15 protein-coding genes are annotated in these 17,975 nt (G+C 66.4%); 6 read left to right on the top strand and 9 right to left on the bottom strand.

Going from position 1 to position 17,975, the window contains the following annotated elements; all coding sequences use genetic code 11:
* Positions 1 to 11 precede the first annotated feature (11 nt).
* From IEI94_RS14090 to IEI94_RS14110, 5 genes are all read left to right on the top strand, one after another.
* The gene (locus IEI94_RS14090) at positions 12 to 1,595 is read left to right on the top strand and encodes an ABC transporter substrate-binding protein (RefSeq protein ID WP_191167925.1); all 1,584 of its coding nucleotides are present in this window, start codon (positions 12 to 14) and stop codon (positions 1,593 to 1,595) included.
* Between the two features lie 209 nt (positions 1,596 to 1,804).
* The gene (locus IEI94_RS14095) at positions 1,805 to 2,785 is read left to right on the top strand and encodes an ABC transporter permease (RefSeq protein WP_191167926.1); all 981 of its coding nucleotides are present in this window, start codon (positions 1,805 to 1,807) and stop codon (positions 2,783 to 2,785) included.
* A complete protein-coding gene (locus tag IEI94_RS14100) occupies positions 2,782 to 3,735 on the top strand; it encodes an ABC transporter permease (protein WP_191167927.1) in 954 nt (317 codons plus the stop codon). Before IEI94_RS14095 ends, IEI94_RS14100 begins: the two co-directional genes overlap by 4 nt.
* Positions 3,710 to 4,768 (top strand): ABC transporter ATP-binding protein, encoded by a 1,059-nt coding sequence (locus tag IEI94_RS14105; RefSeq protein ID WP_191167928.1) that lies wholly within the window; start codon positions 3,710 to 3,712, stop codon positions 4,766 to 4,768. The genes IEI94_RS14100 and IEI94_RS14105 overlap by 26 nt, the downstream gene beginning before the upstream one ends.
* On the top strand, positions 4,758 to 5,792 hold the full coding sequence (locus tag IEI94_RS14110; RefSeq protein WP_191167929.1) for an ABC transporter ATP-binding protein: 1,035 nt from the start codon (positions 4,758 to 4,760) through the stop codon (positions 5,790 to 5,792). The genes IEI94_RS14105 and IEI94_RS14110 overlap by 11 nt, the downstream gene beginning before the upstream one ends.
* A gap of 1 nt (position 5,793) precedes the next feature.
* Here the strand turns inward: IEI94_RS14110 and cysZ are convergent, their stop codons facing one another.
* From cysZ to IEI94_RS14140, 6 genes are all read right to left on the bottom strand, one after another.
* Entirely contained in the window at positions 5,794 to 6,519 is a 726-nt protein-coding gene (cysZ, locus tag IEI94_RS14115; protein WP_191167930.1) for a sulfate transporter CysZ, read from the bottom strand.
* On the bottom strand, positions 6,519 to 7,247 hold the full coding sequence (phoU, locus tag IEI94_RS14120; RefSeq protein ID WP_191167931.1) for a phosphate signaling complex protein PhoU: 729 nt from the start codon (positions 7,245 to 7,247) through the stop codon (positions 6,519 to 6,521). Before phoU ends, cysZ begins: the two co-directional genes overlap by 1 nt.
* Positions 7,248 to 7,290: 43 nt before the next feature.
* A complete protein-coding gene (gene pstB, locus IEI94_RS14125; RefSeq protein ID WP_191169602.1) occupies positions 7,291 to 8,064 on the bottom strand; it encodes a phosphate ABC transporter ATP-binding protein PstB in 774 nt (257 codons plus the stop codon).
* 62 nt (positions 8,065 to 8,126) lie between these two features.
* Positions 8,127 to 9,662, bottom strand: a complete 1,536-nt coding sequence (gene pstA, locus IEI94_RS14130; RefSeq protein WP_191167932.1) for a phosphate ABC transporter permease PstA — start codon at positions 9,660 to 9,662, stop codon at positions 8,127 to 8,129.
* Positions 9,659 to 11,407, bottom strand: a complete 1,749-nt coding sequence (locus tag IEI94_RS22880; protein WP_191167933.1) for an ABC transporter permease subunit — start codon at positions 11,405 to 11,407, stop codon at positions 9,659 to 9,661. Before IEI94_RS22880 ends, pstA begins: the two co-directional genes overlap by 4 nt.
* Before the next feature lie 64 nt (positions 11,408 to 11,471).
* Complete coding sequence (locus tag IEI94_RS14140; protein WP_318153402.1) at positions 11,472 to 12,416, bottom strand: PstS family phosphate ABC transporter substrate-binding protein; 945 nt, start codon at positions 12,414 to 12,416, stop codon at positions 11,472 to 11,474.
* A gap of 121 nt (positions 12,417 to 12,537) precedes the next feature.
* Between IEI94_RS14140 and IEI94_RS14145 the strand changes: the two genes are divergently transcribed.
* Entirely contained in the window at positions 12,538 to 12,942 is a 405-nt protein-coding gene (locus IEI94_RS14145; RefSeq protein ID WP_191167935.1) for an acyl-CoA thioesterase, read from the top strand.
* Positions 12,943 to 13,149: 207 nt separating this feature from the next.
* Here IEI94_RS14145 and IEI94_RS14150 read toward each other — a convergent pair whose 3' ends face one another.
* The 3 genes from IEI94_RS14150 to hexR all read right to left on the bottom strand — a co-directional run bounded on the left by IEI94_RS14150 (position 13,150) and on the right by hexR (position 17,762).
* On the bottom strand, positions 13,150 to 14,238 hold the full coding sequence (locus IEI94_RS14150; protein WP_191167936.1) for a TRAP transporter substrate-binding protein: 1,089 nt from the start codon (positions 14,236 to 14,238) through the stop codon (positions 13,150 to 13,152).
* Positions 14,239 to 14,647: 409 nt separating this feature from the next.
* Positions 14,648 to 16,852 (bottom strand): DNA helicase II, encoded by a 2,205-nt coding sequence (uvrD, locus tag IEI94_RS14155; RefSeq protein WP_191167937.1) that lies wholly within the window; start codon positions 16,850 to 16,852, stop codon positions 14,648 to 14,650.
* Positions 16,853 to 16,904: 52 nt separating this feature from the next.
* Positions 16,905 to 17,762, bottom strand: a complete 858-nt coding sequence (gene hexR / locus IEI94_RS14160) for a transcriptional regulator HexR (RefSeq protein WP_191167938.1) — start codon at positions 17,760 to 17,762, stop codon at positions 16,905 to 16,907.
* Between the last annotated feature and the right edge of the window lie 213 nt (positions 17,763 to 17,975).

The raw sequence follows: 17,975 nt of genomic DNA on the forward strand, positions 1-17,975 counted from the left end.
GACAAAACAACATGACGTTCAACAAGACCTTACTGGCCACCGCCGTGATCGGCGCCATGCTGGCCTCCACCGCTCATGCCGAGACGCTGCGCTGGACCCGCTCCGCCGACAGTTTGACCATGGACCCCCACTCCCAGAACGAGGGGCCGACCCACTCGGTCAACCACCAGATCTTCGACACCCTGCTCTATCAGGATATGGACGTGGAGTACCAGCCGGGCCTGGCCACCGACTGGTACGTCCACGAGGATGATCCCAGCGTATGGGTGTTCGAGATCCGCGAGGGGGTCACCTTCCACGAAGGCCAGGCGCTGACCGCCGATGACGTGGTCTTCTCGCTCAACCGTGCGCGCCACGAAAACGCCGATATGCGCGGCCTGCTGACCTCGATCGTCGAGGTGCGTGCCGCCGACGACTTCACCGTGGAAGTGGTCACCGACGGCCCCAACCCGCTGCTGCCCAACAACCTCACCAACCTGTTCATCATGAGCCGCGCCTGGGCCGAGGAGCACGGCGTCGAGGAGCCCCAGGACTACGCCGCCGGCGAAGAGACCTACGCCGTGCGCAACGCCAACGGCACCGGCCCGTTCCGCGTCGTGAGCCGCGAGCCGGACGTACGCACGGTGTTCGAGCGCAACGATGATTTCTGGGGCATCGACCACTACCCGATGGAGATCTCCGAGCTGATCTTCACCCCCATCGAGTCCGCCTCGACCCGCGTCGCCGCGCTGCTCTCCGGCGAGGTCGACTTCCTTCAGGAGACCCCGGTACAGGATATCGAACGCCTCTCCCAGGCCGACGGCATCAAGAACGAGCAGGGCGCCGAGAACCGCACCATCTTCCTCGGCATGCGCATGGATCTCGAGGTGCTCGACAGCGCCGACGTCGACAGCAACCCCTTCGCCGACCGCCGCGTGCGCGAGGCGATCAACCTGGCGGTGGACGCCACCACCATTCAGAGTGCGGTGATGCGTGGTAATTCTGAGCCGGCCGGCATGATTGCGCCGCCGTTCGTCACCGGCTACAGCGAGGAGATGGACGAGGTGCTCCCCGCCGATACCGAACGCGCTCAGGCCCTGATGGAGGAAGCGGGGTATGGGGACGGTTTCCGCGTGACGCTCAACTGCTCCAATGACCGCTACGTCAACGATGAGCAGATTTGCCAAGCAGTGGTCAGCATGCTGGCGCGAATCGGTATCACCGTCGACCTGGTGGCCCAGACCCGCTCGCTGCACTTCGCCGAGATGGCGCGTGAAGAGTACGACTTCTATCTGCTCGGCTGGGGCGTACCGACCATGGACTCGGAGTACATCTTCAACTACCTCTACCACACCAAGGAGGAGGATCGCGGCAGCTGGAACTTCACCGGCTACTCGGATGAGCGGGTCGACGAGCTGACCGTGGCCATGGGCCAGGAGGTCGACGAGGAGGCGCGCAACGAGATGATCAGCGAAGCGTGGCAGATCGTCCATGACGAGATCGTCTATATCCCGATCCACCACCAGATGCTGACCTGGTCGATGCGTGACGATATCGACTTCCAGGTCCAAAGTGAAAACGATCCGCACTTCAAGTATCTGAAATTCAATAACTAAGGAAGCGCTGAACAAATCGACGAGCGAGATGAAGCGCAAGGCGCACGGAGCACAGGAACCGGAGCCTATGGGGTATAGGTGAGGATTCCGCGCACCGCGCAACACAGCGATTCGCTCGCGTAGGCATTTGTGCAGTGTTTCCCTGAACCGTGACCTGACCGGCTCTCCGCGGGTTACCTACCCGCGGAGGGCTGCTTCGTGGAGATCCCATGCTGGCATTCCTGATCCAGCGCGTACTGCAGGCCATCTTCGTGATGGTAGTGGTCGCGCTCATTGCGTTTTCGCTGTTCCACTACGTCGGCGACCCGGTCCTCAACATGGTCGGCCAGGAGGCCACCGAAGCCGATCGCGCCGCGCTGCGCGCACGCCTCGGGCTCGACCAACCGCTGCCGATCCAATTCTTCCAGTTTATCGCCAATGCCGCCCAGTTCGAGTTCGGCATCTCCTACCGCTCGGCGCGGCCGGTCACCGACATGATCGTCGAACGCCTGCCCGCAACCCTGGAGCTGGCCATCATCTCGGCCATCTTCGCGGTGGTGATGGGCATCGTGCTGGGCATCTATACCGCCCTCAACCGCGGCAGCTGGCTGTCCAACTTCATCATGACCGCCTCGCTGATCGGCGTGTCGCTGCCGACCTTCCTGATCGGCGTGCTGCTGATCTATCTGTTCGCCGTGGAGCTCGGCTGGCTGCCCGCCTTCGGCCGCGGCCAGACGGTGCCTGTCGGCGACTGGTGGACCACCGGCCTGCTTACCACCAGCGGGCTACGCTCGCTGATCCTGCCGGCGATCACCCTGGGGCTGTTCCAGCTGACGCTGATCATGCGCCTGGTGCGCGCCGAGATGCTCGAGGTGCTGCGCGCCGACTACATCAAGTTCGCCCGCGCCAGGGGGCTATCGAAGCGCGTGGTTAACCTGCGCCACGCGCTGAAGAACACCCTGATTCCGGTGATCACCATCATTGGCCTGCAGCTGGGCACCATCATCGCCTTCGCCATCATCACCGAGACGGTGTTCCAGTGGCCCGGGGTCGGGGCGCTGTTCATCACCGCGGTGCGCTTCGTGGATATTCCGGTGATGGCCGCCTACCTGATGATGATTGCGCTGGTGTTCGTGGTCATCAACCTGATCGTCGATCTGCTCTACTACGCGGTGGATCCGCGCCTGCGGGTCCAGGGAGGTGCCAAATGAGCGACTCGCAACGCGTCGTGACGCCGCTACCCAAGCCTAGCAAGCTGCGCGCTTTCCTCGACAGCGACATCGTCTACTCGTGGAAGCGCCAGCCGGTGGTGATACTGGCTACCCTGGTGACCCTGGTGATGTTCGCCGCGGCGCTGCTGGCGCCCTGGATCGCCCCCCAGAACCCCTTCGATCCGCGCCAGCTCGACCTGATTGACGCCTTCACGCCACCACTGACCACCTCGGACTTTACCGGCAACTTCTACTTGCTGGGCAGCGATAGCCAGGGCCGCGACGTCTTCTCGGCGATCCTCTACGGCTCGCGCATCTCGCTGCTGGTGGGGTTCGCCGCGGTGCTGTTCGCGCTGGTGCTGGGCACCTCCCTGGGTCTGCTGGCAGGGTTTCGCGGCGGCTGGCGGGATGCCCTGATCATGCGTATCGCCGACGTCCAGCTGACCTTCCCGTCGATCCTCATGGCACTGCTGATCTTCGGCGTGGTGCGTGGCTTTCTGCCACGCTCGATGCACGCCGAGGTGGCGATCATCGTGCTGATCGTGGCCATCGGCCTCTCCGACTGGGTGCAGTACGCCCGCGCGGTGCGCGGCGCCACCCTGGTCGAGAAGGGCAAGGAGTATGTCCAGGCGGCGCGGGTGATCGGCCTGCCGGCGCGCAATATCCTGTTCCAGCATATTCTGCCCAACGTGATGCGCCCGGTGCTGGTGATCGGCACCATCGGTCTGGCCCTGGCGATCATCGCCGAAGCCACGCTGTCGTTCCTGGGGGTCGGCATGCCGGCCACCCAGCCGAGCCTGGGCACCCTGATCCGGGTCGGCCAGGACTACATGTTCTCCGGGGAATGGTGGATCCTACTGTTCCCGGGCCTGGCGCTGCTGATGCTGGCGCTTTCCGTCAATCTACTGGGAGACTGGCTGCGTGATGTCCTCAACCCCAAGCTTCGATAGCCCCCGCGGCGGCGATACAGCCGCTGTGCCGGTGCTCAGCGTGCGCGAGCTGCGGGTCGAGTTCCCCACTCGCCACGGCACCCTGGTGGCGCTCGACAGCGTCAGCTTCGATATCGCCCCGGGCGAGGTTCTCGGCGTGGTCGGCGAATCCGGCGCCGGCAAGTCGATGACCGGCAACGCGGTGATCCAGCTGCTCGAGCCGCCGGGCCATATCGCCGGCGGCGAGGTCCACCTCGGCGCAAAGCGTATCGACAACCTCGACGAAGACGCCTTCGTGCCGCTGCGTGGCCGCCATATCGGTATGATCTTCCAGGACCCGCTGACCAGCCTCAACCCGCTGTTCTCGGTAGGCGAGCAGCTGATCGAGACGATTCGCACCCACCTGCCGCTGAACCACAAGCAGGCCCGTGAGCGGGCCCTGGAACTGCTGCGTGAGGTGGGCATCCCGGCGCCGGAGAATCGCCTCGACGCCTATCCCCACCAGTTCTCCGGCGGCATGCGCCAGCGGGTGGTGATCGCCCTGGCGCTGGCCGCCGAACCCGAGCTGGTGATCGCCGACGAGCCCACCACCGCGCTGGACGTGTCGGTACAGGCGCAGATCCTGGCGCTACTCAAGCGACTGTGCGCCGAGCGCGGCACCGCGGTGATGCTGGTCACCCACGACATGGGCGTGATTGCCGAGACCGCCGACCGGGTGGCGGTGATGTACGCCGGCCGGCTGATCGAGATCGGCCCGGTGGAGGCGGTGATCCGCGATCCCCAGCACCCCTACACCCGCGGCCTGATGGCGTCGATTCCGGGCATCGAGACCTCCCGGGAACGCCTCTACCAGATCGAGGGGTCGATGCCGCGGCTGGCGGCAATCCCTGCTGGCTGCGCCTTCAACCCGCGCTGCCCCCACGCCGTCGAGCGCTGCCGCAGCGAGCGCCCCGAGCTGCTGCCCGCCGGCACCAGCCGCGCCGCCTGCTGGCTCCACGACCCCACTGATCCCGTCATTCCCGTTAGCGAGGAGGTCGCCGCCGATGGCCACTGAAGCCCTTAACGCCACCGAGGGCGGCGACGTGCTGCTCGAGGCCCACGACCTGGCACGCCACTTCGATGTCTCCAAGCCGTGGCTGAATCGCGTGCTGGAGCGCAGCGACAAGCTCACTCTGAAGGCGGTGGACGGCGTCAGCTTCGCCATCCGCCGCGGCGAGACCCTGGCCCTGGTGGGCGAATCCGGCTGCGGCAAGTCCACCGTGGCGCGGCTGATCGTCGGCCTCTACGGCCTGACCCGCGGCCGGCTGCTGTTCGACGGCGAGGATATCAGCGATCTGGTCAACCGCAGCGGCAAGCAGGCCGCGGCGGTGCGCAAGCGTTTCCAGATGATCTTCCAGGACCCCTACGCCAGCCTCAATCCGCTGTGGCGGGTGGGCACCATTATCGGCGAGCCGCTGCGGGTGTTTCGTCCCGAGATGAGCGCCAGCCAGCGCCGTATCCGGGTCGGCGAGCTGCTCGAGCAGGTCGGCCTCTCGGCGATGGATATCCACCGCTACCCCCACGAGTTCTCCGGCGGTCAGCGCCAGCGCATCTCGATTGCCCGGGCGCTGGCCAACGAGCCGGAGTTCATGGTCTGCGACGAGCCGACCTCGGCGCTGGACGTCTCGGTGCAGGCGCAGATCCTCAACCTGATGCGCGACCTGCAGCGCGAGTACGGGCTGACCTACCTGTTCATCAGCCACGACATGGCGGTGGTCAAGCACATGGCCGACCGCATCGCGGTGATGTACCTCGGCCATATCGCCGAGATCGCCCCCGCCGAGCAGCTGTTCGCCACGCCGCGCCACCCCTACTCGCAGATGCTGCTAGAGGCGGTGCCGACGCTGACCGGCATGGGCAAGCAGCGCAGCGTGATCGAGGGCGAGGTGCCCAACCCGGTGCATCCCCCCTCCGGCTGCGCCTTCCACCCGCGCTGCCCCAACGCCGATGCGCGCTGCGCGCGGGAGACGCCCAAGCTGATCGCCCACAGCGACGCCAGCGAGGTGGCCTGCCACGCCGTGGAGGAGGGGCGGATCTGACTCAGTCGGGCTGGCCGCGGTAGTGCTGGTCCCACATCAGTACCGCGCCGGCCACCGCCCCCGGCAGCAGTAAAAGGTTAGCCAGCGGCAGCCAGGTAATCAGGGTCACCAGGCCGCCGTAGCTTAGCGTCGGCCAGGGGCGCGCCCTGAGCCGACGCTGCATATCGGCAAAGCTGACCTTGTTGTTGTCCATGGGGTAGTCGAGGTAGGTAATCGCCATTACCCAGGCCGAGAACGCCGCCCACAGCAGCGGTGCCACCACGTTGAGGGCGGGGATCCAGCTGAGTACCAGCAGCGCCGCCAGCCGCGGCAGGATATAGCCCAGCTTGACCAGTTCGCGGCCCAGCGCATCCAGCGCGGTGCGCGCCAGGCCGCGATCATCGAGGGGCTGGCGACGACAGGCGACGACTTCCACCTTGGCGGCGAGAAAGCCGTAGAAGGGCGCGGCGAGCAGGTGGGTGATCAGGGTAAAGGTGAAGAACACCATCAGCACCAGGGTCACCACGAACAGCGGCCAGATCAACCACTCCAGCCAGCTCAGCCAGCCCGGCACCATCGCCATCCAGCCCGCCAGCCAGCCGCCGAAGTGGCTGAGCACATAGTGCAGCATGGCGGCATAGACCAGCAGATTGACCGTCAGCGGCACGAACACGTAGCGCCGCAGCCCCGGCGTGTAGACCAGCCGGGTACCGCGGATCAGCGCATCGAGGGCCGAGAGCGGTGCCATCAGCCGCGCCGCTTGATCGCCTCGTCGTCGAGCTCATCGGGATCGGTATGGCGAATATCGAGCCCCTTGACCAGATAGACCACGTACTCGGCGAGGTTGTTGGCGTGATCGCCGATGCGCTCCAGGGCGCGCAGGATCCACATCACGCTGAGCACCGAGGTGATCGAGCGCGGATCCTCCATCATGAAGGTCATCAGCGAGCGCATGGCGGTGGTGTACTCGCTGTCCACCGCCTCGTCCTCATGCACCACCTCGAGGGCCAGGTCGATATCGAAGCGGGCGAAGGCGGTCAGCGCATCGCGCACCATCTTGCGCACGTGCTCGCTGATATGGCGCACCTCGATAAAGCCCTTGCTGCCGTTGCCCGCCTCGGCCAGAGCCATGGCGTTGCGGGCGATCTTGCTGGCCTCGTCGCCGATGCGCTCGAGATCCGAGGTGGCGCGGATCACCGCCAGCACCAGGCGCAGATCGGAGGCCGCCGGCTGGCGCCGCGCCAGTACCCGGGTGCACTCGTCATCGATCTTGATCTGCATGTCGTTGACCGCGGCGTCGTTGTCGCGGACCCGCTCGGCCAGCCGGCTGTCGCCGTCGAGCAGCGCCGTCACCGCCTCTTGGACCTGCTTCTCGACCAGTCCGCCCATGGCCATCAGGTGGGTCTTGAGCTCTTCGAGCTCCTGATTGAACTGCTTGGAGATATGCTGACTATGCGTTTCGCTGGTGATATCCATGCTGACTCTCCTGATGAGCGATGGCTCCGCTGGAGCCTCTGGCTCAGGCCATGCGGCCGGTGATGTAGTTTTCGGTGCGCGTCAGGCGCGGATTGGTGAACAGCGCATCGGTGGGCGCGTACTCCACCAGCTCGCCGTCATGCAAGAACGCCGTGTAGTCGGAGACCCGCGCCGCCTGCTGCATGTTGTGGGTCACCAGCACCAGCGTCAGCTGCGATTTGAGGCTGCGGATCAGCTCCTCGATCTTCAGCGTCGAGATCGGATCCAGCGCCGAGGCCGGCTCATCGAGCAGCAGCACCTCGGGCTTGACCGCCAGGGTACGGGCAATCACCAGGCGCTGCTGCTGGCCGCCGGACAGCGACCAGGCCGAGTCGCCCAGGCGCGCCTTGACCTCGTCCCACAGCGCCGCCGAGCGCAGCGCCCACTCCACCACCTCGTCGCGCTGACGTTTGCGCAGGTTGCCCTGCAGGCGCAGGCCGAAGGCGACGTTCTCGTAGATCGACATCGGGAAGGGGTTGGGTGTCTGGAACACCATTCCCACCCGCCTGCGCAGCTCGGCCACCGCTACCTCGGGGGCGTGAATCTCCTGGCCCTCGAGGCGTATCTCGCCGCGCCGGCTGACGCTCTCGTTGAGATCGTGCAGCCGGTTCAACGCTCGCAGCAGCGTCGACTTGCCGCAGCCCGAGGGGCCGATAAAGGCCGTGACCCGGTGGCGCGGCACCCGCAGCGTGAGATCGCTGAGTGCCGGCGACCCGGCATAGGCCAGGCTCAGCCCCTGAATATCCAGGCAGCTGTCGGCGGGGTCGATCTCGACCACCGCCTCACGCCGCGGGATGGCGGCTGGGGTGGCAGGTTGCGCAAGCACGGCTCTCGGACCTCCTAACGTGGCAGCGCGCCATGACGCGCCTTGAGATGATGCCGCAAGAAGATTGCAGTCAGGTTAAGCAGCAAAATTACCAGCACCAGCAGCAGTGCCGTGGCATAGACCAGCGGCAGCGCGGCCTCCACATCGCCGCTGTGGAAGCCCACATCGAAGATATGATAGCCAAGGTGCATGAACTTGCGCTCAAGGTGCAGGAACGGAAACTCAGCGTCCACCGGCACCTGAGGCGCCAGCTTGGCGACGCCCACCAGCATCAGCGGCGCGACCTCGCCCGCGGCCCGCGCCACCGCCAGGATCATGCCGGTAAGCATCGCCGGCAGCGCCATCGGCACCACCACCCGGCGCAGCGTCTCGAGCCGCGTTGCCCCCAGCGCCAGGGCGCCCTCGCGCTGGTGGTCGGGAATTCGCGCCAGGCCCTCCTCAGTGGCCACGATCACCACCGGCAGGGTCAGCAGCGCCAGGGTCAGCGACGCCCACAGCAGCCCGCCGGTGCCGAAGGTGGGCGACGGCAGCTGGTCGCTGAAGAACCACTCGTCGAGGCTGCCGCCGATGCCGTAGACGAATACCCCGAGACCAAACACGCCGTAGACGATGGACGGCACCCCGGCGAGGTTGCGCACGCTGATCCGCACGAGGCGTGTCAGCCGTCCCTGGTGGGCGATCTCGTTGAGGTAGATCGCCGCCAGCACGCCGAACGGCGCCACCAGCATGGACATCAGCAGCACCATCAGCACGGTGCCGAAGATCGCCGGCCATACGCCGCCGGCGGTGTTGGCGGCCCTCGGTCCTTCGCTGAGGAAGCGCCACACCCGGGTGCCCCAGGCGCCGAGCTTGGCCGGCAGGCCCATGGCGTTGGGCCGCTGGATCGCCAGGACGTCCTCGAGGGGCAGCGCCAGGCGCTCGCCGGCGACGCTCTCCAGCAGCACTCGATCGCGGGCCATGCGTTCCTGCAGCGCCAGGACCTCGGCGTTGGCGGCGGCCAGCTCCGCCTCGAGCCGGGCGCGGCGGTCGGGGGCCTGAGTCGCCGCCAACTGCCGCACCCGCGGCATGATCTCGGCCTGGCGCAGCGCCTCGCGCTCCTCCCGCAGTTGAGAAAGGTACTCCAGGCGGTCGTTAAGCGCCGCCCAGCGCGCCGCGTCGCCCTCGAAGGCCAGCGTCTCGCCGGCCTCCTCGAGGCCCGCCACGCGGCCGATAAAGTCGCCCCAGCGGCGCCGTTCGACTACCACCAGCTCCGCCGGCTGCTGCTGGTCGACGATGCGTGCTGCCTCGACCCAGCGCCACGGCGTGCCCAGCCACTCGCGATTGCCGGTGTGGTAGAGCCGCTCGACGCCCTCGGCACTGCGCTCCTCACGGCCGGGATGGGCGGCGAAGCGGCTGCCGTCATCGAGTTCCACCAGCACCACCTCGGCGGGCCAGAAGTGCGCCAGCCCGCGCCCCGCCAGCAGGGTCAACAGCGCCACCAGCAGCAGCAGCGCCAGCGCCACGCTGCCCGCCGCCAGCCACGGCCAGGGCCCTTCGCCACGGCGCGTCATGGCGTGCCCCCCAGGCGCTGGTAACGGCGCTTGAGCCGGCCGCGCACCACTTCGGCCAGGGTGTTGACGCAGAAGGTGAATACGAACAGCAGCAGCGCACTGAGGAACAGCAGCCGATAGTGGGTGCCGCCCAGCGCCGCCTCGGGTAGCTCGATGGCGATATTGGCCGACAGCGAGCGCAGGCCGTCGAAGGGGCTGGCGGTCATCACCGCGGTATTGCCGGTGGCCATCAGCACGATCATGGTTTCCCCCACCGCGCGCCCGGCGCCGATCATCAGCGCAGCGAAAATCCCCGGGCTGGCCGCCGGCAGCACCACCTTCCACAGCGCCTGCCAACGCGTCGCGCCCATCGCCGCCGCGCCTTCGGCGAGGCTGCTCGGCACCCCGGAGAGAGCATCTTCAGCCAGCGCATAGATGGTCGGCATCACCGCCAGGCCCATGGCCATGCCGACGATCATGGCGTTGCGGGTGGCATAGTCGAGGCCCAGCTGGAGATCCAGCCAGGTACGCATATCGCCGTCGAACCACCAGTGCTCCAGGCTCGGCGACAGCCATAGCGCCAGCGCCGCCAGCAGCGCCAGCCACGGCATCAGCCACAGCGCCGCCCAACCCAGCGGCAGGCGCCGGCGCAGCCGCGGAGAACAGCGCGACCAGAGCCCGCCACCGACCAGCATGCCCAGCGGCAGTATCAGCAGTAGCGCCAGCACCCCGGGCAGGTGGCGCTCGACCCAGGGCGCCAGCACCAGGCCGGCAATAAAGCCCAGCACCACGCCGGGCAGCGCCTCCATCAGCTCCAGGGTCGGCTTGATGCGCGTGCGCAGCCCCGCTGACATGAAGCAGGCCGTATGCACCGCCGCCCCCAGCGCCAGCGGGATCGCCACCAGCAGCGCGTAGGCGGCCGCCTTGAGGGTGCCCCAGGCCAGCGGCGCCAGACCGTAGTGCGGCTCATCCTGGCTACCGCTGACGCTGGTCTGCCAGCGCTGCTGGGGCTCGGCATGGCCCTCGTAGTGCTGCGGCAGCCATAGGCTGCGCCAGCTCACCGCGGCGTGCTCGGCATCGATCTCGAGGCGGCTGGCCGCCTCCGGGGTGCCCCACCACAACTGGCCCTGGTCGTCCCGGCCAAGCGCCTCGCCGCTGGGTGCCTGACCCTGCCAGCGCAGGCCACCAACGGCCTGATAGAGCCCCAGCTGGCTGGCCTCGTTGACCGCCAGCACCTGGCGTCCGGGCAGGGCGATCAGCTGGCGAATGGGCGCGGCCCCCAGCGGCTGATAGCGACCGGCCGGAATCGGCACGGCGTGATCGGCCAGGGTCACCCAGCGCTGCACCCCGCCGCCATCGTCGCCAATCAGCAGCGCCCGCCCGCCTTCGAGGGCCGCCAGCGCGGTGATGCGACGCGACGGCGGCACCGCCTCGACGCGGCCGGCCAGTTCGAGTCCCTCGGTCGTGCGCTGGAACACCACCAGCTCGCGACCGTCGGCCTGCCACTGCTGTTGCTCGCCTGCGGCGCTGAGGGTATCCGCCGGCAGGCTGGTCAGCGGCGGCAGGGCGCCCACCTCAGAGCGCTGCTCGCGCACTTCCGGTGCAAAGAACAATGGCGCCACTTCGACGGCCAGAAACACGCCGATCGCCAGTACCGCACCGATCACGCCGATGCCGCAGGCGCTGATCAGGGCCGTGGCCAGCCGATCACGCAGGAAGCGCAGGCGCTGGCGAAGGCGACGAGTAGCGGCGGCAGAATCGGTCATCAGGAGCGCCTGTCAGCAGCGGGTATTGGTAACAATAAGGCAGTTTGATGACAGTGAGATGACATCAGCCGTTCTCCAACCCGAGCTGCATCCGCGCGTCCCGACGCAGCTGCTCGGGTAGGGCGATAAAACCGCTCTCCTCGGCGAGCGCCTGACCCTCGGCGGAGAGCACCAGCGAGACAAAGGCTGCCTCAGGTGGCGGCAGCCGCTCGCCCGGCGGTAGATTGACGTAGAGGTAGAGGGCCCGGGATAGCGGATAGTCACCGCTGAGCACGTTGGCCGCGGTGGGCGCCAGCGCCTCGCCGTCGGTGCTCTCCAGCGCCACCGCACGCACCCCGGCGGTGAGATAGCCGGCGCCGGCGTAGCCGATCGCGCCAGGCGCGGCGGCCACCGCGGCGACGGCTGCCGCCGATCCGGTATGCTCGTTGACGTCGAGGCGGAAGTCGCCGCCGCACAGCGCCTGGCGCTTGAAGACGCCATGGGTGCCCGACACCGAGTTACGGCCGTGTCGCGATACGCTGCCGCGACGCTCACTGCCCGGCAGCGTTTCCCAGCGTGTGATCGCCTCGCTGGCGCCGCAGCGTCGCGTGTCGGAAAACAGCGCATCGACCTCGGCAAGGCTCAGCGCCTCGAGCCGGTGATGGCGGTGAACGAACACCGCCAGCGCATCCAGCGCCACCGGTATCTCCAGCGGCGGGTAGCCTTGACGCGCCTCGATGGCGTCGCGCTCGGCGCCCGACATGCGCCGCGACATCGGCCCCAGCCGGCTGGTCCCCGCCGCCAGCGCCGCCGGCGCGGTGGCCGAGCCGCTGGCCTGCAGCTGCAGTCGCACCCCGGGATAGTCGCGCTCGAGCTGTTCGCCCCAGCGCAGCATCAGCCCGGCCAGGGTCTCGGAGCCCACCGAATCGAGGCTGCCCACCACCGCCCGCGGGTCGGCACCCGCCGGCGAGCCGACCACCAGCACACAGCACAGCAGCAGGCGTCGCAGCAGCAGGCCTACCCGGCGCACTGCCTGGGATAGGTTGTCGCAGCGACTGGAGCTTGCCCACGGCTGGCGTATATCATGACTGCACGCTGCTCTTATGCAGCGCTTGGGTTTTTCTTCACAACAACAAGATGCTGCGCACTCCATGACCGACCTCGACGATGTACCCGCGCCCCAGGGCCAACTGACGCTGAAAGTGCTGGCCTCCCGGCAGGATACCAATTTCTACGGCGATATCCCCGCCGGCTGGCTGATCGGCCATATGGATCAGGCTGCCGAACTCGCCGCCGGGCGTGAAGCCCATGGCCGCACGGCCACGGTGGCCCTGGAGTCGATGGATTTTCTATGTCCGGTGCGGGTCGGCTCGGTGGTCAATATCTATACCGCGATCCGCGAGGTGGGGCGCAGCTCGGTGAAGATCGACGTCGAGGTGTGGATTCGCCCCCATCAGGAGCGCAACCCCGACGAGCTCCACAAGGTCACCGAGGCGCGCTTCGTGATGGTTGCCCTGGACGATAACGGGCGAATTCGCGCCGTCCCCGACGCCTGAGGAAACACTGCACAAATGCCTACACGAGCGAATCGCTGCGTTGCGCGGTGCGCGGAATCCTCACATATACCCCATATGCTCCGGTTCCTGTGCTCCGTGCGCCTTGCGCTTCATCTCGCTCGGCAATTTGTTCAGCGCTTCCCTGAACGACGATGGGTGCCCGGAGGCACCCATCTGATCACGATCAGGAAAGTATCGATGTAACTCCTAGGCGCCGACGTTATCGCGGCCCTTCAGATAGGAGTACTCGCCCACGTCGGTGAAGGGTCTTACCAACTTCTGGAAGGCCAGGTAGGAGTCGTAGATCTGCTTGGAGTCCGGGTCGTCGTCAACCTGGCGCTGCAGCACCTCCATGGAGGACTCATAGAGCGCCTGCATCACATCCTCGGGGAAGGTGCGCAGCTCGACGCCGTGCTCGTCGACCAGGGTCTCGAGGGCCTGGGCATTGCGGTAGGTGAACTCGTCGATCATCGACAGGTTGGCACTGCGCGCGGCTTCGGTGACCACGTCCTTGAGGTCGTCGGGCAGGGCATTCCAGGCGTCGAGGTTGATGGTGCCTTCGAGCACCGCGCTGGGCTCGTTCCACACCGAGGTGTAGTAGTAGTCGGCGACCTGATAGAGGCCGAAGGCCATATCGTTGTAGGGCCCGACCCAGTCGGCCGCGTCGAGCACACCGGTCTGCAGCGAGGTAAATATCTCCGAGCCGGGCATGTTCACCGCAGTGGCACCGATGCCGTTCATGGCCTCGCCGGCAAGCCCCGGCAGGCGGATGCGCACGCCACGCATATCGTCCAGCGAGTGAATCTCCTTCTTGAACCAGCCGGCCATCTGGGTCCCGGTGTTGCCTACCGCGAAGGGCTTGAGGTTGTGCTTGGCGTAGAGTTCGTCCCACAGTTCCTGGCCACCGCCGTTGTAGATCCAGGCGTTGGTCTCGGTGGTGTTCATGCCGAACGGCACCGCGGTGAAGAACTGCGCCGCGGCGACCTTGCCACGCCAGTAGTAGGAGGCGGAGTGGCCCATCTCGGCGGTCCCCGCGGCGACGGCATCGAAGACTTCGAGGGCCGGCACCAGTTCGCCGGCACCCAGTACCTCGATGCGCATGCGACCGCCGGAGAGCCGCTCGATGCGCTCGGCGAAGTCCTTGGCACCGGTGCCCAGCGCCGGGAAGTTCTGCGGCCAGGAGGTGACCATGCGCCAGCTGATGACCTCATCGGCCTTGGCGGTGGAGATAAACGGTGCGGCGGCGACGCCGGCGGCACCGGCACCCAGGGTCTTGAGAAAGTTACGGCGTTGCATAAGGCGAACTCCAGAAACGTTATTGTGATTTCCTGGCAGGCTTAGGGAAGCGCTGCATAAATCGGCGAGCGGGATGAAGCCGCAGTGATTCGCTCGCGCAGACATTTATGCAGCGTTTCCTGGGTCCCGCGGGAAAGCGTCCGCCAGCGAGTATGCTAAGCAGACTTTCGTTCGGCAAGTCCCGCCACTCAACGCGTAGGGCTAGCGTCATTGCTGTTAGCGAGGAACGCTGGCTGTAGGTCGAAGTGGGGGCTCTTGCACCATCGCAAAAGCTGCACCGCTCGGAACTGATCTGGCGGTAGGCTTACGGGGAGGCGCTGTAAACCCATCCCTGGGCGCTACCTTGCGCCATCCATGGCGCAAACCTCCCCTACACCCTACCGCCAGCGTTCCTTACTCGCTCTCTACTCTACAGCGGCGTGAGCTTGGCAAAGCCCAGCACCAGCCACTTGTCGCCCTCGCCTTCGAAGCTGACCTGGACCCGGGCACGCTCGCCCTCGCCCTCGGCATTGAGAATCACCCCCTCACCGAACAGCGGATGGCTGACGCGCTGCCCCAGCGATAGGCTAGGCAGGTCGCCGCCGCCATCCACCGAGGTCTGACGCGACAGGCCCACCGCGGGTCTAGCAGTCACCGGCCGCGAGATCTGGCCGCGCAGACGCACCTCCTCGAGAAGATCTTCGGGCAGCTCGCGCAGGAAGCGCGACGGCCGCTGGAAGGTCTCCTTGCCGTGCAAGCGGCGCAGCTCGGCGTAGGTCAGATAGAGCTTGCGCATGGCGCGGGTCAGGCCCACATAGCAGAGCCGCCGCTCCTCCTCGAGGCGTCCCGGCTCCTCCAGCGACATCTTGTGGGGAAACAGACCCTCCTCGACGCCGGAGACGAATACGATGGGGAACTCCAGGCCCTTGGCGGAGTGCAGCGTCATCAGCTGCACGCAGTCCTCGAACTCATCGGCCTCATGGTCGCCGGCGTTGAGCGCCGCCTCGGAGAGGAACGGCTCCAGCGCCGCGGCTCCCTCGCCGACCTCCTGATTTTCCAGCGCATCACCCTGGGTAAAGGCGCGGGCGGCGTTGATCAACTCCTCGAGGTTCTCGATCCGCGCCTGGCCCTTCTCGCCCTTCTCATTGGCGTGATGCTCGATCAGTCCGCTGGCGTGATTTACATGCGCGATGATCTCGTGCAGCGCCATGCCAGCAGTATCGTTATCGAGTTGATCGATCAGCTCGGCAAAGGCGCGCACCGCATTGGCGGCGCGGCCCTTGAGCAGTGCATCGCTGAGCGCATCGTGGAGCGCCTGCCACAGCGAGACATTGTTGAGCCGCGCATGCTCGCGGAGGATCTCCACGGTGCGGGTGCCGATGCCCCGCGCCGGCACGTTGATGACACGCTCCAGCGAGGCGTCGTCCTCGCGGTTGAGCAGCAGGCGCAGGTAGGCCAGAGCATTCTTGATCTCGAGGCGCTCGTAGAAGCGCTGGCCGCCGTAGATACGGTAGGGCACCCCCTGACGGATCAGGGTCTCCTCGAGGACCCGCGACTGGGCGTTGGAGCGGTAAAGAATCGCGATCTCGCGGCGTGCCGCGCCGTCGCGCACCTGCTCGCTGATGGTGTCGACGATAAAACGCGCCTCGTCGAGGTCGTTGAAGCCGGCATAGACCGAGATCGGCTCGCCGCGGCTGCCCTCGGTCCACAGCTCCTTGCCCATGCGCCCGGTGTTGTGGCTGATCAGGGCGTTGGCGGCATCGAGGATGGCGCTTGTGGAGCGGTAGTTCTGCTCCAGCCGTACCGTGCGGGTGTCGTGAAACTCTTGCTCGAAGCGGCGAATGTTCTCGACCCGCGCACCGCGCCAGCCATAGATCGATTGGTCGTCGTCACCGACCACGGTCATGCCGGCGGACTCGCCGGTGAGCAGCTTCAACCAGGCGTACTGCAGGGTATTGGTGTCCTGGAACTCATCCACCAGCACATGGGCGAAGCGCGCCTGGTAGTGGGCCAGCAGCGCCGGATTGTCGCGCAGCAGTTCGAGGCTCCTTAGCAGCAGCTCGCCAAAATCGACCAGGCCGCCGCGCTCGCAGGTCAGCTGGTAGCGTTCATAGAGTTCGACCATCTGCGCCATGTAGCCATCACCGTGGGCATCCACCTGGTGCGGTCGCAGCCCCTCCTCCTTGCAGCCGGAGATAAAGTACTGCACCTGCCGCGGTGGGAAGCGCTCATCGTCGATGCGGTAGTCCTTGAGCAGGCGCTTGACCAGGCGCAGCTGGTCGTCGCTGTCGATGATCTGGAAATGCTGAGGCAGCCGCGCATCCTGCCAGTGGGAGCGCAGCAGGCGATGAGCAATCGAGTGGAAGGTGCCGACCCACATATTACGCAGCGACAGGCCAAGCAGCACCTCGAGGCGGGTGCGCATCTCCCGTGCCGCCTTGTTGGTGAAGGTCACGGCGAGAATCGCGTAGGGCGACATATTCTCGGTCTGCAACAGCCAGCCGATACGATGCACCAGCACCCGGGTCTTGCCGCTGCCGGCCCCGGCAAGCACCAGCATATTGCCCTGGGGTGCGCTGACCGCCTCGCGCTGAGCGGGATTGAGGTGATCGAGAATCGCCGAGACGTCATCCATAGAACTGGTACTTGCAGGTCGAAAATGGACGCCTAGCGTAGCATATCGTCGCTCACTCCTCCGGTTCCGGGAAGCGCAGCGAATTGAGGCTGCGCTTGACCGACTTGAGCTGCTCGGTGAGCTTGGGCCCGCGGGTCTTGGCCACCCCCACCGCGAGCACGTCGATCAGCACCAGATGAGCAATCCGCGAGCTCATCGGGGTATAGATCTCGATATCTTCGTGGACGTCGATGTAGAGCGGAATCGACACCTCGGCGGCCAGCGGCGAACCGCTCGGGCACAGGCCGATGACCGTCGCGCCGACCTCCCGGGCCAATTGGACACTGGCGACCAGCGCCTTGGTGCGCCCGGTCTGCGAGATCGCCACTACCACATCGCCGGCCTTCAAGGTCACCGCCGACATGTTCTGCATATGCGGGTCGGCGTAGGCCGATGTGGATATCTGCAGGCGAAAGAACTTGTGCTGGGCGTCGAAAGCCACCGCGCCGGAGGCGCCGAAGCCATAGAACTCGACCCGATTGGCCATCGCCAGCGCGCTGATCGCCTGGCTGAGCAGATCGTTGTCGAGGCGGTCGCGCACCGACAGCAGAGTCCCCACGGTGGAGTCGAAAATGCTGTGGGAGAACTCTGCCACCGAGTCGTCATCGTTCATCGAGAACTGGGCGAACTGGCTGCCGGTAGCCAGCATCTGCGCCAGCTTGAGCTTGAAGTCCTGGAAACCGTTACAGCCCAGCGCGCGACAGAAGCGCACCACGGTAGGTTCACTGACCTTGGCCTCGGTGGCCAGGTCGACGATCCGCATGTGGATAACATCCTCGGGATTGCGCAGCACGAAGCGTGCGACCTTCTGTTCGGAGCGTCGAAAGTGCTCCATGCGGCTTCTCAGCTCGTCGAATAGGGCGCGGCTCACATCAGGCTCCTTGCTGGCATAACTTGTGCATAACGTATGGATATCCATCATGGCGGCCGTGGCAAGCCGCCCGCTTATCAACAGTATGCCTCAGCGGCGCCACGAAGGTGAGCCCCGGCTGTTATGCCAGCGCCAACAGGGATTCATCATTTTGTCAACTGCGGTATAGTAATAATGTCCTGCCGGTTGCGCAGCGATCGACCGGCCGGATGC

This window comes from Halomonas sp. ML-15 (genome assembly GCF_014779595.1).
Taxonomy (GTDB): Bacteria; Pseudomonadota; Gammaproteobacteria; order Pseudomonadales; family Halomonadaceae; genus Franzmannia.